Origin of the sequence: Paraglaciecola psychrophila 170 (assembly GCF_000347635.1) — a bacterium.
Taxonomy (GTDB): Bacteria; Pseudomonadota; Gammaproteobacteria; order Enterobacterales; family Alteromonadaceae; genus Paraglaciecola; species Paraglaciecola psychrophila.
In genome coordinates, this window is record NC_020514.1 from 3,146,029 (window position 1) to 3,171,276 (window position 25,248).

General features: G+C 39.2%; 30 protein-coding genes. 16 read left to right on the forward strand and 14 right to left on the reverse strand.

Annotated elements, in window-relative coordinates; translation table 11 throughout:
* Positions 1 to 6 precede the first annotated feature (6 nt).
* The 3 genes from C427_RS13715 (at position 7) to C427_RS13725 (ending at position 3,477) form a co-directional block, all read left to right on the forward strand.
* The gene (locus tag C427_RS13715) at positions 7 to 663 is read left to right on the forward strand and encodes a 3-oxoacid CoA-transferase subunit B (RefSeq protein ID WP_007638651.1); all 657 of its coding nucleotides are present in this window, start codon (positions 7 to 9) and stop codon (positions 661 to 663) included.
* A 67-nt stretch (positions 664 to 730) separates the two neighbouring features.
* Positions 731 to 2,065: a DEAD/DEAH box helicase gene (locus C427_RS13720; protein WP_007638653.1), complete on the forward strand. Its 1,335-nt coding sequence runs from the start codon at positions 731 to 733 to the stop codon at positions 2,063 to 2,065.
* 380 nt (positions 2,066 to 2,445) lie between these two features.
* Positions 2,446 to 3,477, forward strand: a complete 1,032-nt coding sequence (locus C427_RS13725) for a GGDEF domain-containing protein (RefSeq protein ID WP_007638657.1) — start codon at positions 2,446 to 2,448, stop codon at positions 3,475 to 3,477.
* A gap of 463 nt (positions 3,478 to 3,940) precedes the next feature.
* On the opposite strand, the gene C427_RS13730 is transcribed toward C427_RS13725, so the two are convergent.
* Both C427_RS13730 and C427_RS13735 read right to left on the reverse strand, forming a co-directional pair.
* Positions 3,941 to 4,492 carry an NAD(P)H nitroreductase gene (locus C427_RS13730; protein WP_007638659.1) on the reverse strand — a complete coding sequence of 184 codons (552 nt, stop codon included), beginning with the start codon at positions 4,490 to 4,492 and terminating at the stop codon, positions 3,941 to 3,943.
* A gap of 64 nt (positions 4,493 to 4,556) precedes the next feature.
* Positions 4,557 to 5,180 (reverse strand): HvfX family Cu-binding RiPP maturation protein, encoded by a 624-nt coding sequence (locus C427_RS13735; protein WP_007638661.1) that lies wholly within the window; start codon positions 5,178 to 5,180, stop codon positions 4,557 to 4,559.
* 203 nt (positions 5,181 to 5,383) lie between these two features.
* On the opposite strand from C427_RS13735, the gene C427_RS13740 reads away from it, so the two are divergent.
* From C427_RS13740 to C427_RS13790, 11 genes are all read left to right on the forward strand, one after another.
* A complete protein-coding gene (locus tag C427_RS13740) occupies positions 5,384 to 5,986 on the forward strand; it encodes a FlgO family outer membrane protein (protein WP_226991166.1) in 603 nt (200 codons plus the stop codon).
* Positions 5,987 to 6,151: 165 nt separating this feature from the next.
* Positions 6,152 to 6,340: a hypothetical protein gene (locus tag C427_RS13745; RefSeq protein ID WP_015430962.1), complete on the forward strand. Its 189-nt coding sequence runs from the start codon at positions 6,152 to 6,154 to the stop codon at positions 6,338 to 6,340.
* Between the two features lie 26 nt (positions 6,341 to 6,366).
* Positions 6,367 to 7,026 carry a FlgO family outer membrane protein gene (locus C427_RS13750; RefSeq protein WP_015430963.1) on the forward strand — a complete coding sequence of 220 codons (660 nt, stop codon included), beginning with the start codon at positions 6,367 to 6,369 and terminating at the stop codon, positions 7,024 to 7,026.
* A gap of 53 nt (positions 7,027 to 7,079) precedes the next feature.
* Positions 7,080 to 7,745 carry a FlgO family outer membrane protein gene (locus C427_RS13755; protein ID WP_007638667.1) on the forward strand — a complete coding sequence of 222 codons (666 nt, stop codon included), beginning with the start codon at positions 7,080 to 7,082 and terminating at the stop codon, positions 7,743 to 7,745.
* Positions 7,746 to 8,510: 765 nt separating this feature from the next.
* A complete protein-coding gene (locus C427_RS13760) occupies positions 8,511 to 9,248 on the forward strand; it encodes a hypothetical protein (RefSeq protein WP_007638669.1) in 738 nt (245 codons plus the stop codon).
* Positions 9,249 to 9,258: 10 nt separating this feature from the next.
* Entirely contained in the window at positions 9,259 to 9,915 is a 657-nt protein-coding gene (locus C427_RS13765; RefSeq protein ID WP_007638671.1) for a hypothetical protein, read from the forward strand.
* A gap of 448 nt (positions 9,916 to 10,363) precedes the next feature.
* Entirely contained in the window at positions 10,364 to 11,122 is a 759-nt protein-coding gene (locus tag C427_RS13770; RefSeq protein WP_007638674.1) for a hypothetical protein, read from the forward strand.
* The gene (locus C427_RS13775) at positions 11,122 to 11,880 is read left to right on the forward strand and encodes a fimbrial biogenesis chaperone (protein ID WP_226991167.1); all 759 of its coding nucleotides are present in this window, start codon (positions 11,122 to 11,124) and stop codon (positions 11,878 to 11,880) included. Before C427_RS13770 ends, C427_RS13775 begins: the two co-directional genes overlap by 1 nt.
* 13 nt (positions 11,881 to 11,893) lie before the next feature.
* The gene (locus C427_RS13780) at positions 11,894 to 15,223 is read left to right on the forward strand and encodes a hypothetical protein (protein WP_007638677.1); all 3,330 of its coding nucleotides are present in this window, start codon (positions 11,894 to 11,896) and stop codon (positions 15,221 to 15,223) included.
* Positions 15,224 to 15,238: 15 nt separating this feature from the next.
* Positions 15,239 to 15,733, forward strand: a complete 495-nt coding sequence (locus tag C427_RS13785; RefSeq protein ID WP_007638678.1) for a hypothetical protein — start codon at positions 15,239 to 15,241, stop codon at positions 15,731 to 15,733.
* 5 nt (positions 15,734 to 15,738) lie between these two features.
* Positions 15,739 to 16,839, forward strand: a complete 1,101-nt coding sequence (locus C427_RS13790; RefSeq protein ID WP_226991168.1) for a hypothetical protein — start codon at positions 15,739 to 15,741, stop codon at positions 16,837 to 16,839.
* A 457-nt stretch (positions 16,840 to 17,296) separates the two neighbouring features.
* Here the strand turns inward: C427_RS13790 and C427_RS27575 are convergent, their stop codons facing one another.
* The 4 genes from C427_RS27575 to C427_RS13805 all read right to left on the reverse strand — a co-directional run bounded on the left by C427_RS27575 (position 17,297) and on the right by C427_RS13805 (position 18,833).
* Complete coding sequence (locus tag C427_RS27575; protein ID WP_015430964.1) at positions 17,297 to 17,773, reverse strand: IS110 family transposase; 477 nt, start codon at positions 17,771 to 17,773, stop codon at positions 17,297 to 17,299.
* 94 nt (positions 17,774 to 17,867) lie between these two features.
* Positions 17,868 to 18,119 carry a hypothetical protein gene (locus C427_RS27580; RefSeq protein WP_015430965.1) on the reverse strand — a complete coding sequence of 84 codons (252 nt, stop codon included), beginning with the start codon at positions 18,117 to 18,119 and terminating at the stop codon, positions 17,868 to 17,870.
* 289 nt (positions 18,120 to 18,408) lie between these two features.
* Positions 18,409 to 18,663, reverse strand: a complete 255-nt coding sequence (locus tag C427_RS13800) for a hypothetical protein (protein ID WP_007638680.1) — start codon at positions 18,661 to 18,663, stop codon at positions 18,409 to 18,411.
* On the reverse strand, positions 18,663 to 18,833 hold the full coding sequence (locus C427_RS13805) for a hypothetical protein (protein WP_007638681.1): 171 nt from the start codon (positions 18,831 to 18,833) through the stop codon (positions 18,663 to 18,665). Before C427_RS13805 ends, C427_RS13800 begins: the two co-directional genes overlap by 1 nt.
* Before the next feature lie 429 nt (positions 18,834 to 19,262).
* Between C427_RS13805 and C427_RS13815 the strand changes: the two genes are divergently transcribed.
* Both C427_RS13815 and C427_RS27585 read left to right on the forward strand, forming a co-directional pair.
* Complete coding sequence (locus C427_RS13815; RefSeq protein WP_148285913.1) at positions 19,263 to 19,979, forward strand: tetratricopeptide repeat protein; 717 nt, start codon at positions 19,263 to 19,265, stop codon at positions 19,977 to 19,979.
* Positions 19,928 to 20,308, forward strand: coding sequence for a LysM peptidoglycan-binding domain-containing protein (locus C427_RS27585; protein ID WP_226991169.1), 381 nt, complete (start codon positions 19,928 to 19,930; stop codon positions 20,306 to 20,308). The genes C427_RS13815 and C427_RS27585 overlap by 52 nt, the downstream gene beginning before the upstream one ends.
* 16 nt (positions 20,309 to 20,324) lie before the next feature.
* Here C427_RS27585 and miaE read toward each other — a convergent pair whose 3' ends face one another.
* The 8 genes from miaE to C427_RS13855 form a co-directional block, all read right to left on the reverse strand.
* Complete coding sequence (gene miaE / locus C427_RS13825) at positions 20,325 to 21,083, reverse strand: tRNA isopentenyl-2-thiomethyl-A-37 hydroxylase MiaE (RefSeq protein WP_007638686.1); 759 nt, start codon at positions 21,081 to 21,083, stop codon at positions 20,325 to 20,327.
* Between the two features lie 152 nt (positions 21,084 to 21,235).
* Entirely contained in the window at positions 21,236 to 21,520 is a 285-nt protein-coding gene (locus C427_RS13830; RefSeq protein WP_148285914.1) for a helix-turn-helix domain-containing protein, read from the reverse strand.
* Entirely contained in the window at positions 21,513 to 21,740 is a 228-nt protein-coding gene (locus C427_RS13835; protein WP_081589020.1) for a type II toxin-antitoxin system RelE/ParE family toxin, read from the reverse strand. The genes C427_RS13830 and C427_RS13835 overlap by 8 nt, the downstream gene beginning before the upstream one ends.
* Before the next feature lie 895 nt (positions 21,741 to 22,635).
* On the reverse strand, positions 22,636 to 22,791 hold the full coding sequence (locus tag C427_RS28550; RefSeq protein ID WP_226991173.1) for a type II toxin-antitoxin system ParD family antitoxin: 156 nt from the start codon (positions 22,789 to 22,791) through the stop codon (positions 22,636 to 22,638).
* 351 nt (positions 22,792 to 23,142) lie between these two features.
* Positions 23,143 to 23,406 carry a type II toxin-antitoxin system CcdA family antitoxin gene (locus tag C427_RS13840; protein WP_007638693.1) on the reverse strand — a complete coding sequence of 88 codons (264 nt, stop codon included), beginning with the start codon at positions 23,404 to 23,406 and terminating at the stop codon, positions 23,143 to 23,145.
* 233 nt (positions 23,407 to 23,639) lie between these two features.
* Positions 23,640 to 24,026: a type II toxin-antitoxin system VapC family toxin gene (locus tag C427_RS13845; protein ID WP_007638695.1), complete on the reverse strand. Its 387-nt coding sequence runs from the start codon at positions 24,024 to 24,026 to the stop codon at positions 23,640 to 23,642.
* Positions 24,026 to 24,256 carry a type II toxin-antitoxin system Phd/YefM family antitoxin gene (locus tag C427_RS13850; RefSeq protein WP_007638698.1) on the reverse strand — a complete coding sequence of 77 codons (231 nt, stop codon included), beginning with the start codon at positions 24,254 to 24,256 and terminating at the stop codon, positions 24,026 to 24,028. The genes C427_RS13845 and C427_RS13850 overlap by 1 nt, the downstream gene beginning before the upstream one ends.
* Positions 24,257 to 24,741: 485 nt before the next feature.
* Positions 24,742 to 25,158 (reverse strand): histidine kinase, encoded by a 417-nt coding sequence (locus tag C427_RS13855; protein ID WP_226991170.1) that lies wholly within the window; start codon positions 25,156 to 25,158, stop codon positions 24,742 to 24,744.
* Positions 25,159 to 25,248: the final 90 nt, after the last annotated feature.

Here is a 25,248-nt window from a genome sequence, read left to right on the forward strand (position 1 = left end):
ATTATTATGTCATTAAGCAGAGAACAAATTGCTATGCGAGTAGCACAAGAATTTGGTGATGGACACTATATTAATTTAGGCATTGGCATCCCTACCCTAGCTGCCAACTATGTAGCTGATGATATCGAAGTGATGCTGCAATCAGAAAACGGTTTACTTGGCATGGGTCCCTATCCTACTGAGGAACAAGTGGATGCAGATATGATCAATGCAGGAAAAGAAACCGTCACGGCAGCGATAGGTGCATCTATTTTTAATTCAGCCGAAAGTTTTGCCATGATCCGTGGTGGCCATGTAGACCTAACGGTACTGGGTGCATTTGAAGTGGATTGTCATGGCAATATTGCCTCATGGATGATCCCTGGCAAACTCATTAAAGGTATGGGCGGCGCGATGGACTTAGTCGCTGGTGCACAAAATATTATTGTGACCATGACTCATGCTGATAAACATGGACACTCCAAGCTGTTAGCTCAATGCACCCTGCCCTTAACTGGCGTGAATTGTATTAACAAAATCATTACCGACTTAGCGGTGCTTGAAGTAAAAGACGGTGCTTTTCACTTAGTTGAAAGAGCGCCGGGGGTAACGGTAGATGAAATTCGCGCTAAAACTGCAGGCAAATTAGTGGTGGCTGCAGACGTGCCGGAAATGATGTTTTGAAATAAACCCACAAAATTAGCTAAGCCCTTGTATAATTGATTCCATATCAGTTTTTAGAGCATGTCTTTTGCAATTTACCGACCTACCTTTACATCATAATTTATTAAAAGCCCTTGAAGTTAAAGGGCTTGATACACCTACAGAAATCCAAAGTAAGGCGATCCCTTACGGCTTGATGGGTAAGGACTTAATTGCCTCATCCAAAACTGGCTCTGGTAAAACACTCGCGTTTCTATTACCAGCGGTACATAGAGTATTAACTAAACAGCCATTAAGCCGTCGAGACCCCAGAGTGCTTATTTTAGCGCCCACCAGAGAGCTCGCGAAACAAGTATTTTTGCAGCTCAAAGGATTAATTGCGAAGCAGCAGCTAAAAGCCGCTTTAATATTAGGCGGTGAAAACTTTAACGACCAAGTGAAAGCCCTTAAACATCATCCACAATTTATTGTGGGCACAGCAGGCCGCGTAGCAGATCATCTTAAAGGCAAATCGTTATTCTTAAACGGCCTTGAAATGTTGATATTGGATGAAGCAGATCGAATGTTAGACTTAGGTTTTGCCTCAGAACTTAGACTGATCAATCAAGCAGCTGATCATCGCAAACGCCAATCTATGATGTTCTCTGCGACTTTAGACAGTGCAGCTATGCACGAACTGACTCAGACCCTATTAAAAAGCCCACAGCGCATCAGTATAGGCTCTGCTGGTGAGGAACATAAAGATATTCAACAACAGTTCTTCTTAGCCGATCACGTGACACACAAAGAGTTATTGTTAAGTCATATGATCAATCAGCAAGAATATCGTCAGATCATAGTTTTCACGGCTACCCGCGCAGATACAGAAAGGCTCACGGTAATACTCAAGGAGCAACAATTACATGCCGTTGCCCTAAGTGGCGACCTAACCCAAGGTCAGCGTAATAATATTATGAGTGAGTTTGGACGAGGTCAGCATCACATATTGGTCACAACCGATATCGCCTCTCGCGGCTTGGACTTGCTAAATGTAGCCTTAGTAGTGAATTTTGATTTACCTAAATTGGCCGATGAATACGTGCATAGAGTTGGCAGAACCGGACGAGCAGGTAATAAAGGCCAAGCGGTATCCTTTGTGGGACCAAAAGACTGGTTCAGTTTTTTGGCAATCAAAAGCTTTATGCAACAGAACATCGAATTTAGCGAGATTGAAGGCCTAAAAGCTAAATTTAAAGGCTTAAAGCCTCCTAAAGCTAAAGACGCCCCGGGCAAAAAGTCGACCAATAAAAAGGTCAATCAAAAAGACAAGCCTCAACAAGCACCTAATCGCGTTAAAACAATGCAAGGTAAAGAGGCAGGTGATATGCCTATGAAGCGTAAACCTAGGGTAACGTTAAAGCCAGAAGACGATACGGAAGAATAAGTAAAGAAGCATTGCGCCGTAAGCCAGAGGATAAAACAAGGGCAATGTAACCAAATTTACCTAAGAACGTCGTACGCAGACCCTTTGCTTCACAGAGAAAGGCACTAAGTTCACAACATGCCCGTGGGATTGTGTTTGTGTGCCCGAATCTGTGTTCTCAGTGGCGAAATGTGTTTTTCTTGGAATATTTTACAAGAAAAGTTTGTATTTTTTGCCTACCTATATGTTATTGGAACTATCGACAAAATCACCTTTTATACTGAGCCTCATAAGATATACACTTTATCTATTAACCAAAAGTAGTATAGGTTTATATTTGGAATTGAAATATAGTCGATTAATGTTGAAATGTTTTATCGTATTTTATACGAAGAGTCGTTATGAAATTTTCTGAGAACTCAGCACAAGCAGCAGGGTATGTTCGCCAAGCAATACCTATGATGGTAAAATACAGCATAGTGCCAAATCCTCTTAACTATACCTTGTGGTATTGCTACTTCTCCAAAGCCTTTGCGCCATTAAATACAGAATTAGATAGAACGTTAGAACGTTACGGCACTTGTCCTCCAGATATTTCAGAATCTTTGTTTTTTCGCTATATTAATCAATTAGAAAACAAAAATAATGAACAACTCATCCATTTCCAAAACGCGTTTTCGCATTTAGTTGATAACTTATCAGATTCAATAGACCACACCGCCCACCAAACTAACAGTTACTCCCGGGCGTTGATGGAAAACTTGACCGAGCTTAGCCTTAACGATGTGGACGATGCCATTACACCGGCTTTGAATAAATTAAATACCAATACAAATGCAATTTGCAGTGCCAATGAAGAATTTCTAGGGCAGCTGTCTGCGGCTCAGTCTGAAATAAACTCATTGAAAGAAGCACTTGAAAATAGCGAAAAAGAAGCCAACACAGATCCTTTAACAGGGCTTTATAATAGACGTGTCTTCGAGGCAACTTACAATCAATTTGTAGATGATAAAAACCACCAAGACGATATTACTTTGATCATGATGGATGTGGATAAATTCAAGGTGTTTAATGATACTCATGGTCACTTAGTAGGAGATAGAATTCTTAAATATATTGGACAGTTGTTAAAAACAGAATGCAAAAAAACCATCCTGCCAGTGCGATTAGGAGGCGAAGAATTTGGTCTTCTATGTCCGCGCTTAAAATTAGAACAAGCAAAAATTGTTGCCGAAGATATTAGAGTGAAACTAGCTTCAGTGCCCTTTAGTAGTAATCGCACTGGAGAAAGGATTCCACCTGTTACCGCTTCTTTTGGTGTAGCACAAAAAAGGCCCAACGATGGATTAACCAATATCATTGAAAGAGCAGACCAAGCCCTTTATTCAGCCAAAAATGCGGGTAGAAACCAAGTAAAACTAGCTGCAAATTAATTTTTCACTTTAATATCAAAGCTTCCATTTCATTATTATTTTGCCTATGAAGCTCAGTTCTATGTGATAAAAAACATTTAATGCTGAAAAAACTAAAGAATTTTTGCACCACAGAGGACAACGAGGTCACAGAGGTCACAGAGGAAAAGTAAGAAAAACATAACCTGACGTCATTTATTTAAAGCGACTTATATCTTTTCCTCGGTGCAGCGTAGTTCGCGCTCTTTTCCTCGGTGGTGCAAAACCTTTGGCTTTTAATGCAGTTGAAGTCGTTTGTGATGTTAGATTTTTTAATGCTGAAAAGCTAAAGACTAAAGAAATTTTACACCACAGAGGTAGGTGAGTTCACCGAGAAAAATAAAATACCTAATGTTTCAAGGATTTTGAATCATCTTTTCTTTGTGAAGCGCAGCGGTCGGCGCCCGCCGCTCTTTTTCCTCGGTAGTGCAAACGCTTTTATTTACTAACCCCAATCTTCAAAAAATTTTGCACTGTCTCTTTTCGGCTTGGGCAACGGTTTAATAGGCGAAGAGCCTAAATATAGAAAACCGACTATTTCATCTTGCTCTAATAAATCAAAGGCTTGTTTTACGATTGGATCTTTGGCATAACTACCTGTGCGCCACACACCAGAAAATCCTTGGGCAACTGCGGCCATTTGCATAGCATGTAAGGCACAAGAGGCTGAGGCAACTTGTTCTATCCATGGCACTTTGTCATTTTCAGTGAATTTAGCTATCGCCACTATTACCATTGGCGCGCGTAATGGCAATTGAGGTGCACGTTCAATTTCTTTATCGCTTTTATCGGCAGAAATGGCGGCCTGCTCAAATACATCACCTAAACGTTTTAAGCCTTCTTTTTGGCAAACAACAAACTTCCATGGTGTAAGACAAGCATGGTCTGGTGCTCGTAAAGCGGCTTGTTTAATATTTTCAAGTGCTTGGCCTTCAGGAGCCGGTTCTTGTAAGCGAGGTTGAGAGCTGCGGGTAAGTAATAAATCTAACGCCTGCATTAAGTATCCTTAAATATGTGTATCGCATCTATCTTAATAAAAAAGGTGCTTGCGCGCCGTTTTTTTATATTGTAGCAATAAATTTTTTCTCTAAAAAGAAATCAATACTGGTATATTTGCCACCACCAGTGAAAAATAATGAAATTAACATGATAAAATAAGTTATCGCAAATTCAACTCCATTATTTAGCACCACAAATTTACCACTAGATGTAAGCAATTCATAGTTACCATGCTCCTGCAGAATACCTTTAGCAGCGGCCAATTTATCAGGTGCATTTAAAACGGCGTCGTTAAGCATAATGGTGCCGTCTGACATCCAACTGCTAGCATCAGCAATCGCTGCCCAACCGTTTGGCCAGTGCACTGAAAATACTGCCACCAACATAGTTACCATTAAAGGTATAGATACCCAGCGGGTCGCTAAACCAACCAGTAAAAATATACCGCCGACCAACTCAGCAGCCGTAGCTAGAAATGCCAAAACAAAAGGAAATGGTAAACCTAAACCATAATCAGCATTACCAAACCAATCAACAATACCTTCAAAACTTTGATATTTAGTCCAACCACCCTGAATCATCACGGGTGCCAAATAGAGCCTGAGTAACAAAGGCGCGACTCCTTCAAAAGCTAAACTTTTATCTAGCAACTTGTGCAAAGGCGTATACAGATCCATCAGTCTCATAAATTTTCCTAGTCATGTAGTCACTTATAAGAGAGGTTAGGTAACCAAAATATTTCGTCAGACTTTTATACCGTTGCTATAGTCATTCTTCCCACAGCATTTACACTCACCTTTATGAGCAGAAATAATTGTCCCCCCTCAAACGTTATTGGCACCTATATTGCTGATATCGATTCAAAGCTTTAACTGAAGATATAAACTCTATGCGAACTTTATGCTTAATGATCCTAACTGGAACCTTAATTTCTGGCTGTGCAATAACGGATCTGATGGATGAAAGTAAAGATCTAGCTGATGTGACAGTCTCAAGCGCACATCCGTCAAACACTCTTCATAGGCATGTAGAAAAGCTTGCTAGACAGCTGTTAAGTACCTCGCAACTTATTGACACAACAAACGTAGTGGCAGTCGGCACAATATTACCGACTATGCATGCTAACGGCGAGCCCTTGCCTTCCCACTTGGCATTAGGACTGCAAATTCAAGAAAGCTTAATGACATTCGCCACGCAGGCAGGCTTAAAGGTCATAGAATATAAAACGCTACCAAGCATAAAAATCAGCGCCCATGCCGATAAAATGTTGAGCAGACAAGTCAATGAATTAAATCCAACAATAGCTGCAGACTATTTTCTGACAGGCACTTACACGCTTCAAGAAAACAACACCATTGTTAATATCAGATTAATACAGATCCCAGAAAACATTGTGCTTGCCGCAGCTACCGACTATGTGCCAAATGATGCTATGTGGAGCGCCTCTAAAATCAGTATGAAAAACAATCAGATTTACCGCAACACCTATTAAATTAGGTATTGAATAAACCAAGTTAACATTGCCCTATTTTATTAAAGTAGTGATTTTTAGAAATCTTTGTCTGGCTTTTAAATTGCTTCATCTAAATTTCTAAGACTAGGCTCGAAGATACAAAGCCTTAAATGGCTTAATGCACCGCATTTGAGGAACAGTAACATGGCAGTAAAAAATTTCAGTTTGTTAGCAGCCTTCGCCTTAAGTGGTTGTGCTATTTTTGACCCTATTGACGATATGCTGACGCTTAACGAACAAGCTCCAGATAGTGAACTTGCTGAAATAATTGACGATGGCTCTCCCTTAGCTTCTAGCGTCAGTTTTAAGAGGCAGTTTCAACAAAAAAAGTAGCAACAGAAACTGTTTTAACAGAATTATTGCCCGAACAAAGTCCGCGAACCTCAACGGCTTATTCCAAAGATCACGATATCAATTATTACGTACGAGGCATGATGCAAGACCTAGCTGCTAACTTACAATACGTCAACTCCTCCACACCTGTGGCTGTAGTAAGCTTTGTTATGCTAGACAGTAACTACAACGACTCAAACTTATTAGGCATACAAATAGCCGAGAGTTTGATCCATGAAGTGCATAAATTTGGTATTCCAGTGATTGATTTTAAAACCACGGGTTATATCAGGGTCACCGAACAAGGGGATTTTGCCTTCAGTAGAGATTACGAAGACTTTACTGGAGAGATGCCAGCACGTTATATAGTAGGTGGCACTATGCTCAAACACACAGATGGATATTTAATTAATGCCCGCATCGTAGGAATGCAATCACAAGCGGTTGTCGCGTCTGCTCAAAGTTTTATACCCAATAGTGTATCCGAACCCATTTTAATGATGTCAGCCGCACCAAAGTCATCTAATAGAAGCGAAAATATTCAACTGGGTAGAGTGGCATTTCCTCCAGATCTCGATTCTTCTCTTAGAACACAGAAAAATGAAAACTTAATGAATCGAAGCCAGCCAATGGATAATATTGCTAATAATTCTGCTTCAAACAACGTTTCTTTAATTCAAGAATAGGGTTTAAACGTTAAGAATTGCACGCTTGTTTACATTTATTTGGAAGTAACACAATGTTAAAAATATCAAAATTATTAAGTATTACATTATTAAGCACAGCACTGAGTGCTTGCTCAAGTTTACAGCTATTGCAGGGCATGAATCCCCTGAGTGCTCTTAATAGTAAAAATCCAAATAACGAAAGGTTTTGCGCTAACGATGATGGTACGTTCCATACCTGTCAAGATATGGTGCTACATAATATAGAAATGAAACCTCATCCAAGTTTATTTAGCACCGATTTACACTTTAATAGACTAGCTGAATATACCGAACAAATGACAGCAGACTTGCAAAATGATGTTCGAGGTATACAGGTTGATCAACCAATAGTCGTGGCTTCATTTGTGCATTTAGATTCGTCATTACAAAACACCGATTCACTAGGCATCCAATTAGCCGAATCTTTTATCAACGAACTGCAACAAACAGGGCTGCCCGTCGCAGATCATAAGTTAATGGGTGTACTTGATGTTAACGACAAAGGCGATTTTGCATTTTCACGCAACATGGTGCAATTTTATAATGATGTGAATATTGGGTATGTGTTAACTGGAACTATGCAGAGAAATAGCAGAGGTTTGGTTGTTAATGCCCGTATAATTAACTTTAAAACCAATGCAGTGGTAGCCTCTTCCTCAAAATTTTTACCTAATATAGTGGTAAACGGTTTAATGTGATTGTGTGGTGGACTACGAACTGGTTGGGCTTGACTTGTTTTACTCATTCGAATGAATCAAGGTCTTTACACTTCAAGATTAAGACAATATTCCTTAGTATGGCAATGAACTTCATAAGTGATAATAAATACTTATACGTTAAGTGTTAAAGCAGTAGGATATTATCAACTCAATATGAAAGTGAATATTGGCTGAATTTGTTGTCTGCTAAACGTAGCTTAACCACTTCTAACAGACAGTTAATTTACTCTATCAACCTTATAGAGCGAACCAGTTAAAATCGTGTTATTTATAAAGTAATGGAACGTAAGTTGTCGATTAAAGTGACTAAATTTACCTATACAGCCAATTTTTATAGTTTTGGGGAATTATCTAAGCGGGGAGAAAACCTTATAGAATCAGGTTAAAACCCAATTAAAACAATGAATTAGGAGTGTTAAAAAAATAAGGTGGTTGTCAATAAACATTTCATTAAGTTTTTTTTAAAATAAAATTAAGTCTTGATGGTGTACTGCCGATAAGTATTGTAAGAGCGATAATACCCTGCACATAGAGTGGTGCAGGGGCAGCAAACATTAATTAGATTACAATTTGTGATTTGCGGTGGCTTCCTCTATTTTACTAAAGATAACTCAAGATAGTCGTTAAGGTTAATATACAGCTTTAGCGTTATAAAAATTGTTGATTGAAGAGCATGAATTCATTTCTAATTAAAGCTTTAACAATTAACACAACTTTGTAACTTTGTTAAATAGGAGCGTTGCTATGCAACCAACACAAAGATTTAAAAAAACGCTACTAGCAAGTGCCGTAATATTCGGCACAGGTATTACCCTTAATGCTAGTGCAGCTACATTCCCAGTTATAGGTGAAGCCATTCCAGATGTAACGGCTGCCCCAGTTGCTGGCTTTACCCAAGTGTCGTTTGGCACTGGTGTTATAGGCAATAAAAACGGCCAATCTTGTATCATGCAGGGTATATCCGAGATAGATGAGGCTGTCCTGCTGTTTGACGAAGGCCAAGATGCCGCCAATGCTAATGCTGGTAATGTAAATGGTAGCGCTACAGTTGGTTCTACTGTGGGTTCATTAAGTGGCAATGCTTGTGTAAACGGACCTGGTGGTGAGGTGATGCTCATTGAGATAGATGGTGCCGATGCTTCAACAGTCTCTGTTACGGTGAATGATGTTACCGGTACGGGCTGGACATATACACCAACGGCTCAAAGTTGCGTAGTGAAATTTAGTGGCAATGATACGGTGGATGCCGATTCATGTGAATCGTTAGAACTTAACACGGTTACCGGTATACCTATGTCATTAGCTCAAATAGATGGGACCGGGACTGGTTCTGCCGAAGTAAATACAGCGGAGACAGGTTATGAGGCTATGACGGGTAAAACCCGTATGATCCTTGCAGGCTCTATTACCTTATCGGCTGATTTAGGACAAGGTACTGTATTCAACACTGATAACATAATTGTGCAAGTAACTTACGAATAGGAATAATACGATGAAATCACTTACTATATTAAAAAAAGCAACGCCGTTATTCTTATTAACGGCAATGAACTCGGCAATAGCGACAGATGTTTTAGTACCAATTAATTTTACTACATTGCCGGTGATCAGTATCGTACCAATACAAGCGCTGGACTTTGGTAGCGTACTGTCCTTATCTCTAGCGGATGAGTGTATCATGGATGCCACAGATGGTGGTTCAGGCACAACTCTCACAGCGGCTCAAGAAGGGGTGGACGCAACCAATACTACTATCTTTAATTCTACAGCTGGAGCTGCAAATGATGTAGGTGCATTAACAGGTGATTGTCTTGGTGGTGCCGACGGACAAGTAGGTATTTACGAAATAACGTCATTTGCAGATGCCAATATTGTCGTTTCAGTAACAGCAGGCGTTGATACTGATATTAGCTTTGCACCAACTGGTTATGTAACAGACCAATTGGATGAAACGACCTCTGGAGTTTTTAGCAGAAACACCTTGGAAATTGGAACTGATGCCACAGTTAACGCTTCAGCTACTCTTACTGCCTTTGGCCAAGCGGGAACAAGCAGAGCGATTGTTGGTGGCAAGATAACTAATTTTGCACCTCTAACCGCAGGTGCCCCTTATGCAACGGATTTCAACCTGAATGTGGTTTATTTATAAAACTGCTTTAACTCTAAAAACTCGCTACCATGCAAATGGTAGCGAGTTTTTTCTGAGCTGAAAATGAAAAAACACAGCATATTAAGGTATTGATTTAACATACAAAGTGGAGTGATATCGACATGCGGCTACCCTAGCATAGGCAAGTCGAATAGTTATTTAAGGCTTAACGCTTTACTAATAGCTACTTTTCCGGTGTTAACGCCATACTCAGCTCTTCTGGCTGAATAATTCCCCTAAGTGAATTCGTTATAAGTACCATCAAACGCTTGTCCTTGTGCACTATGGCACTATGCTTTTAACGCTTACCTATTAATGCTGCTTTATTTCTGTTAATTGCGACTCGTCACGATATACACGGTGATGAGTTTTTCTAAGTAAAAAATAAAATTGGTTTGTTTTTTGCTTATTGACACTGTGGCTATAATAAAATTTTTTTGAGGTAACGATGAAAAAGTGGATCATATTAAGTATTTTGTTCAGTATGCAAAGTGAGGCGGCATCAGTAGGCACCTATCGCATCTATTTAGATAGTGAACATCGGCAACAAAAATTCATGGTAAAAAACAACAGCGCAGACCATGAAAAATGCAATATATCATTCGATTATATGGCTTACGAAGAAGGAGGAGGGGAAGTTATTAAACTATCCAGCGAAGAGAAAGTTGCCTTGTCAACACCAGCAACAAAACGCTTACGTTACTCGCCAAGGCAATTCACTATAAAACCGAAATCCGCTCAGTATGTTGCGTTCAATTACAAGCGTCAAATTAATGACAATCCAGCCGAGTATCGTACTTATGCAAATATCAAATGCCTTAAAGTGGATCCGCTAGTAAAAGAAGGTTTAAATTTAACGCCTTCAATTATGCATTCTGTGCCCTTAGTTATTCGCACTGGTAAGTCTACAGATTTAGAGGCCAACCTTGTTTTTAGTCAAATAAAGCAGCTAGCAAACAGGGTTGCTTTTCGGCTAGAGCATCAAGGGAATCGCTCGGTATATGGTGATTTACACCTTATCAATGCTAACGGCGATAAACTTAAACTTTTACAGAAAAATATCGTAATTTACCCTGAAATGAAATATAAAAATTTCAATTTTTCATTAGCCGGCTTTAACAGCAAAAACATGAAAGTTGTGTTTCAAGAAACAGGTAATTATAGCGCTATAAAGCAGTTTAGCTTGCCTTTAAAAGGAAAGTTATAATGAAGAAGCCGCGCATCACTTTTCGTTCATTCATTTTGTTTGTTTTACTTAATTGCGTCATAATTGACGCTTACAGTATATCAATCAGTACCCGAAGATTGTATCTAGACCCTAAGAGCAACTCGACTTTTATACGCGTTCACAACATGGAAGATGGAATACAAAACTGTAAAGTGAGTATAAAAGAGACCTTTATTAACAAGCTAGGCAATATAACGTTAGTTACCAGTGATGAAGTGACTGCAAATAGTGCTAAGCCCTTAGTTAGGCTAGCACCTAAGCGGTTTACTTTAGGAACAAGAAAGCACCAAATGGTGAAGCTGTTATATCGGCGCAAACCGGGGCTTGAAAATGGCGAATATCGAGGGGTATTGGCGATCCAATGCAAGGAAAAAACAGAAAAAAGTGCTCGTCAGGTGACCATTGAACCGTCATTGATACACAATGTACCCGTGATCGTACGCACGGGAAAGCTGCCTATTCAGGCTGAGTTTGTTTCTACTGCAATTAATGGCAATACATTACACCTTGAATTAAAAATTCAAGGTCAGCGTTCTCTCACTGGCAAAGTTGCAGTGATTAACTCAGCTACAGGCGAGGTTATTTTTGAGAGAAACAACCTGTCAATTTATGCCGAACAGCCCTTAAAAAAATTTGAGTTTGCGCTAGGTGAATATCAAAACACGCCGCTATTAGTAAAATTTACTGAAGATCCAAAAATGGGTGGCGACCTAATGATACAGCAGCCGGTAAATTAGCTGGGGACGTAATATGTCTACTCGATATCATTGTTTTGCTTGCTTGCTGTTCATTTTTTCTTGTAACGCAGCCAGCCAACCTCTGAAAAAGCTTGCCAATATTGACTTTGCCCAAGCAGATTTTTATCTGCTTGATGTTGCGGATCATAACGTAAAAGTCGCTCCATCAATTGATGCTTATATACATCAGGGTGATTTATACATTGCCATTACCCCGCTGTTTGAAGGACTACGACTCAAATACTCGTTAATAGGCGATAAATTCTCGGTGACGTTTGCTGATAAAATTTCTGAGTTTGATTTTACCGAAGAGTTGGCCAATCAAGGTCAATGGTTTAACGACGGTAGTTTTATTTTTATAAAATCCGAGATTTTAGAGCAACTATTTGCTACCCAGATAACGATTAATACCGCGACCCTTAAAATGGATCTCGCGGGGCATACCGTCGACTTCCCTTACAAAACAATTAAAAACCAACAGAAGCAGCGTAAACGTAACAACTATATTATTGATCGCTCTGACGCTGAACAGCAAACGGATTCTGGTGCCATTATTACAATTGCAGATGAATACCGTTTAGCAACAGTACCTACCGGTTTTGCAAGTCTAGAATACCAAGTCAACGACAAAAAAGAACGTTATGATGTCAACATTCAAGTGGAGTCAGATTTAGCCTATCACTCAACAAGCATTACCTTGAACCATACCGAGAATGAAACAAATTCCAGGATATTACTCTCTCGTTACCCTAAATTTACCGGGGATAAAATATTAGGTATTTGGGACACTTACAGTGTGGGTGATTTATACCTTACACAATCGTCTTTAACGCCAGGGAGCTATTCTCGAGGCTTAGGGATTAATTTTTCAGCCAACGTTAAAGGCAACTTCAATGAAAATATGACCACCAGTTTTGCAAAAACTGCAAGGCCCGGTTGGGATGCCGATATCTATCATAATGGTATATTCCTAGAAACCCGAGTAGTGCCTGCTGATGGTTTGATGGAATTTAATAATATGGAAGTTTATTACGGTGCCAATGAATTTAAAATAATCTTGTACGGACCTTTTGGTGAACAAGAAACACTTATTGAACAGGTTAGTGTAAAAAACAACTCATTGGGACAAGGAGCCTATTCCTATGGGTTATCTCTTAAAGAAAACGAGAGTTCTTTATTAGATGTTAATCTGTCAGAGTTCGACATAGACGCAATCTCAGGCCGTTTTGGCATTGGTTTATTCGACAATTGGCAACTGGGTGTGAGTGTTGATTTAAATGATATTCACAACCCAAATGGCGGAAATGAGTCTTATCGTATTTCCAACCAAATTACTTTTCCAGGCTGGTTTTTTCAGAACAATATTTCCATTAACTCAAATAATATCAGTCAAGCGTCTTCCCTTGCCACCTCTTTTTTCAATAATGACAACTTCACATTAAACTATAACTCGCAATGGAATGAAGCACAATTTGACGAGTCAAGTCTTGACGCAAACTACAACATCAGGTCAGGTCCAACCACTAACAGTATTTATTATAGTTATGACGAATTTGGTTCTTCCAAAACAGAGCGTCTACAATACCGACTTAGCTTTGTTAACAAATATGTAAGCGCATCCAACTCACTAAGTTATATCCGTAAAAATGAAAATGAAGACCTGTTTTTTGGAGCATTAACCTTATCAACAAGAATACAGGATAACTTTCGCTTTCTCACTACTATCCCCTATGATATTAACGGCGAAGATTCCATTGAAACAGAGCAGATTTCGGCGAGTGTTTTGTATAATTATAGACATGGAGCTTATAACCATACTTTTAATGCGTCTAACCGTTCATTTTTTAAAGAAAACCTGTGGTCGGTTGGTTACAACCTAGCTATCAATAAACCGACTCACCAATTGACCCTTAGAACTCAATATAACTCTCAAGAAAAATGGGCTGTGACGGCTGGAATAGCTATTAATTTTGGTTATGACTATTTTAATAATGAAATGCAGTTTAGCAGTCAAACGTTAAGGGGTGCAGGCTCTTTGGATGTGCATACCTATTTAGATCGTCAATTGAATGGTATACCGGATGTTTTGGATTATAACTTGGCTGGGGTAACGTTCTCGGGAGGACCATACTGGGAAAACGAGGTAAGCAATCAAGACGGACAAACTCGGTTATTTCGCGCTAAAAAGGGAATAACAGCATTAAGAGCAAATTGGGAATCTGGTAGCGCAACACTTAATAACGATTATATGATTTATAGCCACCCAGGATCATTACAACGGGTTAACTTACCCTTTTACCTAACCACTGAAGTAGAGCTTTTTGTTTTACTAAGTGGAGACTCGCAAGCAGTGACGTTATCTAATGTGCCACTAATAGCAAGTAATGTATCATCTGGGGATGAATACGCTCTAGAAACCGATTTTGATGGTTACGCTAGTTTTGTAAATTTATTACCCGGAAAATATAGTATTTATGTGGATAAAGAGTATTTGAGGGACAAAGGCCTGCAAGCTGAAATAGCGGGCTTTGAATTTAATAGTCCGTTAAGAGGTGGTTTTGTCGTGCTGCCAAACATAGAGTTATCTCGAAGTGAGTCAGGGGAAATTGGTGCGAATAAACTACTAAGCGTGATGTTAGATGAAAATAACTATGAACCATTATTCTACACTGATAATGATAAACTGATTCATTTACCTCCTAAAGGTGGCATGAAAGCCCCTTATTCATCAGATAAGTTGGAGCTTGCCTTATTCAAAGAAATTAAGATGCAAAGCACAGAGCAAGAGCGCAAAGAGTTAAGAGCTAAGTTGGCTGCAGCAGCTGAAGGTTCTCAGCAATTCCAACCCTTTTCAACGCAGCCTACAAGCCCCCCTTCAGTAGGCACTATTGTAGCCAGTTCCCAAGAAACGCTTGAGGTGTTTGAAACTGCGCAAGAAGGCATTGAAGATTTAGAACAACTGAATCCTGTAGTGGTCTTATCACCATTGAAACCTGAAAATGTAGTTGAAGATCAGGTTCCGACGCCCTCTTCGAATGACAATGTTCCTACTCAAGATACCAATACTGAACAGGCAGGTGAAAAGTTGGATTTAAACTCCGGATTTGTGATCCAATTTTCAGCACTTAAGAGTTTAGCGATTGCAACAGCTTTAGCTGAAACTTTCCCAAATACTAAACAGCTTCATATTGTTCGTAAGCTTGTTAAAGGAGAGTCATTTTATTGTTTGATCAGTCGAGTTTTACCGGACCGAAGTGCCGCTACAGAATATTTAAAAACGGCTGAAAAAGAGGGTTTTATCGTCGATGCGACGAGTTACCTTGAACCTATTTGGAGTAAGTAATTATGGAGAATAGCGATGAGATTTAACGCTTATATATTAGCCCTATTATTTGGCTTATTATTAAATCAGGCTATTGCCGCAACTTATATTATACCGATGAGTGAACTGGATTTTTCTGACTTTTTACCCATAAGGGGTAATTGTGAAATGGATCTAGATGGGCTGGTGACAGACAAGCTAGGTTCTCAAATGTGCATTAGTAGTGATGACGGCAAGATTGCCCATTATCGTATTATTGCTACACCAGGTAAAAATGTTAACATTCAAGTCAACAGTAGGCTCCCTGCAGGTAGTGATGGTTTAACCTTTACGCCTATTGGAAAATTAATTTCAGACGTGGATGATATTGATATTGTTCCTGGTCAGGTTCATATCGTCAATAGTGGCACATTAGGCAGAATAGACGTCATGTTTGGGGGGGAAATTATTTTGTCTAGTACCTTTTATGGTTCAGACATGTCATATCAAATTGAGATGGAGGCTGGGATCATATGGGAGGATACACCTTAAAAAGTATGGATTTTAAATACACTTGTGTGCTGCTTTGTTTATTTTTGTTTGGCTGTCAGTCTAAGCTAGGCAAGATTGGGCAAGAACATGCCAAAGAAGTGGTGAAGTGGCAAGAGTTAGCTCGTTACGCGGGCAATGAATTAAAATACCTAGGATTAACGGTTACAGCTGGGGTGCAAATTAACCAAAACGCTGAAGGAATAACTTACTCTATAATAAAAGTTCAATTAAACCGTGACGCTAATCATACGGAAATTGATTTATTATCTCCTGAGTTCGCTGAAAAATTTGCCTGTGGTAAAGATTGCCAAAAACTAGGTTTGTATGATTCGAACTTTACTAAACCAGAAACACAATTATCAAGTTTTTTCTTTGAAGAAGAAGGACGTTTTTTTGAGTTTTACGGCAGATTAACTCGACTTAATTACACGTTAGCTGATTATAGGGCCAGCTCCCAAGATATTCTTAAAAAATACTTAACTTTAATGTTGAATCGGAAACTGAGTTTTAACTCCTTGTCAGAATTTATTGATAATTTAGAAAAGCATGTTACTGAAGACAAATTGTTAGCCTTTTCAAAAAGTGGCTTTATATCTCCCGTTGAAGATCGGTTAAGCTCAACCTTCCTAGAAGATGTCATCGCTAATCTTCCAATAGATTGGAAAGTTCATGATAATTATTCTAAAACGCCTGAAGATGATTGGGACTCTAATGCATTAATGCCTGATGATGATTGGGACTCTAATGTATTAACGCCCGATGATTTATTCTACGAAATGTTATTAGGCAAAATACCGACTACTTCTGTCATAACTTCAAATTGGGAACAAGCAAAACAAAATACTCTTCAGGTTGGTTCAATAGCCTGTAGTTTTTCTGATAACAGTTTTGGGGTAGTGACAGGCTTAGAAGCCAACCAAGTCACCTTAAAAGTAATAGCTCAAGCCAGAGTGTTAGTTGATGGGATGAAGCTATACCCACAACCTGGATATTTGTTTACCTCAGCAGAATCTTTTTATTTTGTGAAAGGTTTACCTAATGAAACCTATCCCCTATACGATATTGCCACTTGTAATATTGAATATTTCAAACGCGGTCAGGCATGATGGTTTAAAATAATCACGGGGTCACTCATTAGCCCTCTCCGGTCAAGCAGGTATTCGTCATCCCTTATGTTTTATTTCAACTAAGTAAATCGTTGTGCTTGTTCCATCCTTTACAGCTGATTATTTATATGCTCCTAAAAATCACGTCATTGGTGTGAATACGCACCAGTCACTCATCTGAATTAAAGCGGTGTAGCCTGCCGTGTTCATGGAAGGCTACTGCTCTTGGCTTTCGCCTCAGTAATTTTTTAGTGCCACACTCATTCCAGTTCTGAGTCGCGAAAACGACTCGTTAACAGATCTATGGCTCTGTCTAATAAAGACAGTCCAACCCGTTATGGCTATGAGCGTGGGCATATTCATTTTTCAACTTCATTGAATTGGGTAAGGTGATGGTTTAATCAGGTCTAATGGTTTTACCAACCCAGCGTATAACTCATCACCTTAGCCAAACTGGTCAACAAAAATCTTTATTGGCATCAAATTCCACCTGGTCTCTTAATACATAAAAACAGGCCCTTACAAGCTTATGGGCAACCGTCTTTATAGCGATAATTTGATTCGTTTTAGCGGCTTTTCGCTGGTAATAGCTTTTGACTATTTTGTTGTGGCGAATAGCAAAATTAGCCGCATCAACAAAAGCCCATGCTAGGTATTTATTGCCATTTTTGCTATTGCTTCCCCCTTTCTTTTTACCGTTACTATAGCGCGCTCCACCGATACAACGGTAGTAGGATGCATAATTCCCTAGCTTGTTAAAGCGTTTAATATCACCTGTTTCTAGCATAATAGTCAGGGCCAGAATATTGCCAATACCATCAATGCTACTCAGTGATTTAAATTCAGATCTTAGTTTTACTTTTACTAATAAAGCACTTTCAATCTGCTTAATTTCATTTTTAAGACAATTTATAACATTGAGGGTTACCGTCACCGCTTGTGCTGTGTTTGCAGAATGATCTTGTGCTATTTACTCGCTGGTACTGTTTTATTTTGTTATTACTGAGCCTGTAGCCTAGATGACGCATTTATATGCCCTGAATAGACAACAAGTTTACTGTTGATTGCTGTACCAGGCTCATGCGTTTGCGCATCAGATCTCGCACTGCTCGTTCTTCTTTAGGGTAAATATACCCCTCAGGTAAAATGTTAAGTCTAAGCATTTCAGCCAACCATTGTGCGTCACTATTATCATCAGCATACTTTAAACTAGAGTACTGTTGGATAGCCGCCGTGTTGGCCAAGTGAACACAGAAGTTGGCGCCTATTAAAGCATCCACAAGCCAATACTAGTTATAGGTCGCCTCGATGACTAATTCTATTAACATCTCTTTGTATTGTTCAAGCAAACTTTGGGGTCAGGTCTTTGATTTTGGATTTCACATAAACAAGTTAACAAAGACATCCAAAATAGCACAGTTGAACAATGCAGAAATTACACCATGTTTGAGTGGTGAAACTGGTGTTTATGACGTGGAATGCGAACGCAGTCTTCTCAATAACGCTCTAATTAAGTTATGATTTGATTGGATCAGTTGGCTTTCTTAATTTTCAGATGTACACATGGGGTCAGGTTGAGCTTGCCCCATCATTCGACACAAGTGGTTTGTATTTGGGACTTAAAATAGATGAGTTCTCTTGAAAGTATTTGGCAGCAATTTCGAAAATATCATCTAAACCATCATAAACTAATGCATGATCAATACGGCCTAACGCACCTTGTAACTTTGGAACATCAACTGTTCCTTTCATATCAGGCTCACCTTCTAAAATAAAAATGTTAATTTCAACAACTGTTTCAAAGGGGAAACAAATTATTTCCACTATATATAAGCCCGTATTTCAAATGTTTTATTGTGTGTTCTTAAAGCCAACTTAGTTTCAGACCGTACAATTTGCTCACCTGTATCTCCAGATAAATCAAGCACTTTGGTTGCTTTAACTTTGGGTCTATTTACCGCTCTAACGCCGTAATCTTCAACTTTTTTATTCATCAAAATGATCTCTACGCAAAAAAACAATGATATTTGTTCATTATCCACATCTGTGGGCTAATAGCATAATTCCCCACCATAGAAACTAAAAGGTTTGCATTCCCTCCCTCTGTTCGCGGATCTCCTTTTCCTTATATGCATTGGACGTAGCCAAGTCTTGTATTTTGCACTTTAAAATTAAATAGACATATATGGTCGCTCTTAGCCAATAACACCCTGGTGAATCTTCGAGCCTAAAGGCCCTCCTACAGAGGGAATTATATGCTGTTACAAGTTCACTGTGAAAGTCCCACTGGACCACCATTTGTAAACGGTTAAAAATTGCCGCACTTTGTTGCAAGCGGTCTTGTCTTAACGACTCACTAATAATTGACCCAGTGATACTAAAGTCGTTAAGGTAGAGCATCTTTATTGAAAGGGTTAAAATCGTTGTTTAAAAATTTAATCGTTATTAGCGGAATAGTAGTGTTGCTTGGTTGTTCAACCAGCCCAACAGATTCAAAAAAAGACCATTCAAGCATCAATGTTGCTGACGCTACCCTTATTACACTGTCCCATGTTAAAGCCTATTTATTGATAGGTAACATCAAACAAGCACAAAAGACTTTCGACACTATCGACAACCCTCAAGCGATGCCTAATACGTTGTTAACACTCGCTGAGTTGCGAGCCGCGTCGAGCAATGCAGAGGGAGCACAGCAAGCTTTTTTACAGGCATTGGATAATGGCCAGCTCGACAAACAATCAATATCAGTGACACTCGTCGACTATTTTTGCACTGAAAAAAAATGGCCCGCATTGCAAGGATATGCTTCAGCACTGGTTGTAAGTACTCCACAAGCTAATACCCAAAATTCCAAACCTTCAGGCATCCATGTCAAAAATAGCGCATTAACCCAAATTGGCTTGTGCTTTTTTAATGCACAACGCTTTGATGAAGCACAAAATTGGTTGCAGCAACTTGATGATACGCAACAGTTAGCGCCCCAAGCTTACCTTGCACTTGCCAGAATGGCTGTTGAGCAAAAACAATATCCAACCGCCCAACAGCTAATTAACCAGTATGAAGTAACAAAAAAAAAATCGATGCAAAAATGTTATGGACATCTTTTGAGGTATACCGTGCACTGGAACAACCAGAGATAGCCGAGCAAATAGGTGAAAATTTATATTCACTGTTCCCAAATAATGAATATACGCGGAATTATATTCTCACAGTGAAACGTGGTGAGAGAATGATGCGCAGACAACAAAAAGTCGCGGCATTGAGACAAACAACTGATTCAACATTTGAGAAAAAACAAACCACTACTTCCCCAGAGCCACCCTTTCACATCATGCAAAAAGGCCAAACCCTTTATCAACTGTCTAAACGCTATGGAGTAACGGCACCGGAATTAATGTCTTGGAATCCCAATTTAGTCATCGATGATATTTCAATAGGCACAAAAATACGCATACTGCCCATTCCCTAAATATGCATTGCTTCAATTATGGCTGAGGCAAGCCACTATGAAAGCGAAATTCTTTATCTGGCATTTGAATAAGTTGGGCTTCTTTCTCACCAAAAAATGTGACTCTTTCATCGATGCTAGTTGCACTGACTGTGGTTGCTAATGTTAAGTAGTCCTGAAAATGCCTTGCTTCGCTGCGTAACAGTGACGTATAAAACTTCTCTAGCTCAGCATCTAAGCATGGGGCTAATTTGGCAAAACGTTCGCAAGAGCGGGCTTCAATATAAGCGCCGCAAATTAGCGTATCACTAAGTTTAGCGGGCTCATGGGTGCGTACACCTTTCATCATGCCTCTGGCATAACCCGATGCGGAAATATTATCGTGCGTCACCCCCCTACTCTGCATAATTTCCCACACCTGTTGAAAATGATGTAACTCTTCTTTAATCAACAACACCATTTTGCTGATCAATTCATCACCATGTTCAAGGTCAGATTTGCTGATCAGTTTTTTTGATAAACTCACATAATCACTAAAGTCACCATTGCCAATTTTACGGTAAACAAAATCCTCATAGGGCTTTAACCAGGCTAGTAACGCATCGCTACTTTGCTGGTCCACAGCATAACGGCGTAAAAGCAACATAGCGGTCTGCGCGGCTTTAAGCTCACAATTAGCATGGTCACGCAGCAAATTGGGGAGGTTTTCAGGTTTAATTGCTTCGTCAATCCAGGCTTGTGGGGTTGAGCATTTAAGGAAAGCGTTTATTGGTTGTAATAATTGTTCGGTGTTCATTATTTAATAAATTCGTTTCTTTTGAAAATTTATGTAGTAATTGTCTACTACTAGAAGGCAAGTTGCTTGACTCTGAAAGAATAAATACTGCAAAGACGGATAAATGTATCCTAAGTAACATCCCGTGCTTCTCGTTTGCTACTCATTATCTATTAGCCCAGAGCTCGGATTACCGCTTGAGGCTCTCTGGCTACAACATTTAAAAGTGCCAAAGCTGGACCATGTGGATTGCGATCACCTCTTTCCCAATGCCGAAGTGTAGATACACTGATACAAAATTTTGATGCAAACTCCATCTGAGTTAAGCCCAGTCCGTGACGTATCTCAGCAACGTCAACATGAGGTGGTCTATGCGTCTTAGCCGCAACTTTTTTTCCATCATTGAGTTCTATAGCCTCTTGAAGTCCCTTAGCTATACTTTCAAATACGTTACTCATGATTATTCTCCAGCGCTTTTGTAACAAGAATTGCAACCAGTCGACCAAGCGCATTTCTGTCAGCTTTTGACAAATTTGCCCGTTCGCTCTTTCCAAACAAGGTCAGAAGGTATAATGGGATGCGTTCATCGTGGTAGTAATAGACAACTCTAACACCACCACTTTTTCCTTTATTTCCTCTGCTCCAACGTATCTTACGAATGCCTCCTGTACCTTCCATAATGTATCAGCGCGTTTTATGTATTCCGGCAGTTCAGTTATTGTCGTAAGCATAAGGGAATTATAATCCAATGGATTACTTAAATCAAAGAATTGTATCTACAATCAACGTGAATAAAATCAACGTGAAAACCTCACGTTCATATATCCGTTGGTAAATATTAACGTCAGTTGCACATCTGTACTTTAAGCTCGCAATTAGCATGGTCCCGTAACAAATTGGGGAGGTTTTCGGGTTTGACTGCTTCATCAATCCAGGCTTATGGGGTTGAGCATTTAAGGAAAGCGTTTATCGGAGAAAGTAGTTCTGAAATATTCAATCAAAGGTATCCTGTGAGAAGTTAAAGATGGAGACTAGGCAACATTCGCTCATGGAGTATTCTGACAACCGCAACACCATAATTGGTGGCTTTAAAGTAGATCAAGTACTTACCTTGGCGATAGAATTTATAGCCTACCCGAATATTGTCACATGAGAGCACCTAAGAAGATGAAGCAGCCAAACCTTCAAAAGCTGAAACCAGTTCATCAGTATAATATTAACCTGAGCTCTAGATAATCCATACAGTTCAGCATCGCTATTATCACGCCTATCTACGTTGAACTGACTCACAATAGCTGGCTATTCCTTCACAAGCTCGCCTCGATAAACGCAATAATAGCTGCACTGGATGTATTTATTGGCCTAGTAAATCAATTATAACTACCTAACATACTGTTTTAGGTATAATTACTTTTAGGGTGGCGGAACGTCTTATCCAGAGTTCAGGTTAGTTGGCTTAATTAATACCCCATTGTTCAAAAGAGTATTCCCAATTAGCTTCCATATCCCGCTCTGCCAATGGAGCAAGACGATAACTAGCCATGTTAAACCATCATTCTTGCTTTAAAATTATCTACATCGAATGGCTGTGGTTTCCACTTGCTTCACCTTCAATTAACGCTTTTCTTATGGCGTCATCATGGCTGTTTTGTTCCTGATCATTGCGTAAAAGCGCACGGATGTATTCGCTGTCGTTGGTATAGCGGCCAGCAACAACTTGGGCTTTTATCCACTCATCTTGTTAGTCTGTAACAGTAATGGTTTTATGGGTTGTTGACATGATACTTCCCCAGAGATATGAAATAATCATACTCTTGATGCAACTATAGCGATTTTTGAAGGTTATAGCGGAATTATCGAGTGTAAACTTGGATCCACTTCTGACTTTTAATGGATAGTTTTCACTTTACATTAAGAGTCACAGTTACTTGTAACCCAGATATCAATAACTGATCACTTTGCACATTTACTGTCGCGACTAATACACTGTCAACGTCATTAAACAATGTATTCGTGAGAACAACCAATCGTTGGTTGTATGCCTTACAAACCGAAAATTGCTCAATGCTCAAGGTAGTTTTCACAACTGCCTAATTATCATAGCTGCCTGATTTTCATAGCTGCGCAATTTTTCTGAAAAGGTACCCTGCTCATCAATTTTACGGTTGTGCTGGGCAATAGCTTGTTGGTTTTCTTGGCACCACCGTTCATATTTGGCTACTTTTACGGCTTTACTCAACGCCTCTTCCAAAATCGCGGAAGGGCTTAGAATCAGTGCTCTCGCTTCTTTAATCACCGCAGCATCGATAGATGTATTGCACGGAACTTTATTAGATGTTGCCATACTAATTGGTACCTATATGAAAACCATACATCAATAATGCGCACTATTTATGCACAATCAAATGGTCAATTGAAGATCACATTAAAGGGTCAGGTCTTTGTTCGATTCAGTGCCACAAAAATCATTCGACCATGAATATGGCCCAGTCACTATTTCCACTTTATTTTCATGGATACTGACAAAACAACCTGAAGCCGCAGATGTTTTATACGGCACTCAGTTTAGTGAACGTTTCATTTTGTGGCGTCGATTAAACTTATTCCATAAGAAGGAAAGTACTCATCTTTTGTTATAAGTTGTAAACCCTCTGCCTGCGCTTGTGCAATTAGCATTCTGTCAAAAGGGTCCTTATGATGTATTGGCAATTGGCCAGCTTGTTCGCTATGAAAAATAGATATTGGCAACTTACTAAATCCCAGACTTTCAATCACAGAGTCTAAATCTACAGGGCACTCTAATTTGCCAAGTTGTCGTTTTATCGACATCTCCCAGACCGAAGCGGCACTAACATAAACGTGGTTATTTTCGTTTGCTATACACTCAAGAGCAAATTCACCTAAAGCTTGATCACCATTCATCCACCAAATTAATGCGTGGGTATCTAATAATATTCTTTTCATTACATACCAAACATTTCTGAAATTTCATCATTCACTTCTTTTGAATCAAAATCAGAAGACATTTTAACCTTACCTTTCAATAGACCAAATTCTCTTTTTGTGTTCGGTTGAAAAGGCACTAACCTGACAAGAGGCTTGCCTGACTTGGCAATAATCACTTCTTCACCAAGAACAGCCGCCTCAACGAGCTGCGATAATTTACTTTTTGCTTCATGCATATTTGTTTGCATTACCACACCCAACTTAGCTAGACTTAGCTAAACTATAACTCAACTATAATCACAACGCAAAGCGACGTTTATCTTGATATTAATTACTTACACTGAGGACTGCAAAGTGTCAAAAACGGCTATCCATGGTGATACCGTACATTCGCTGAAAGCGGGTTACTAACTTTAAAAAATTAGAGTTACGGTCAATCAGACACTAACTTGTCATAAAATTTAATTCACTTTACGCCCTATTTTGCCTCATAAATATGGAATTGTTATCCGCGCACTGAGAGGACTGCAAGAGACTGACACTACCCAGTATAGGCAAAACGTACAAGCGACTTAACCGTGAAGGTAAGAAAATTTTAAGTATGCGGAGTTAAAAATTTTGACCTTCTACTTATAGGTTATATTTAAGTGGTTCAGGGCACTTCGTCTAGATTAAAATACAGTGAACTGGCATTGGCTATACGCCTCAATGATTTCACATCATCTTCGGTCCACTAATAAATTTTTCCGACACTTTCACAGCAGATTATCCCTATCGGTTTAAAATTGTGATGCAAAATAAAATCTAGCAACGAATAAACATTATCAGGTTTAAAATAGACGTCTTTAGCACAAGCTGTTTGCGGATGCTCTCTAGCATCACTAGCCCTTGTGACTTCGCTACTGATTATTGCGTCAAAGTAGGTGCCAAAATCTTCAAGTTTAATTTCAACTGTGTCCCCGTATTTATTAATACGTTGGTAATTGACAATTGATACAATTTTTGAGTAATTGTCTTGAAACGTCCACAGGCTGACTTTATCTGCGCCAGCCACCACCTCAGAGGTAACGTTACAAATCTCTTTTAACTTTTTATCCACCGCTAATATAGGATTAGTGAGGACGGATGTTAGTCTAATAAATGCATACATATAATTGATAGAGTTGTTTATGGTTAAAGTTAAAAAATTAAGATTAATAAACAGTATTGTTGACCAAATCAAAACACTTAAATTTGAAAA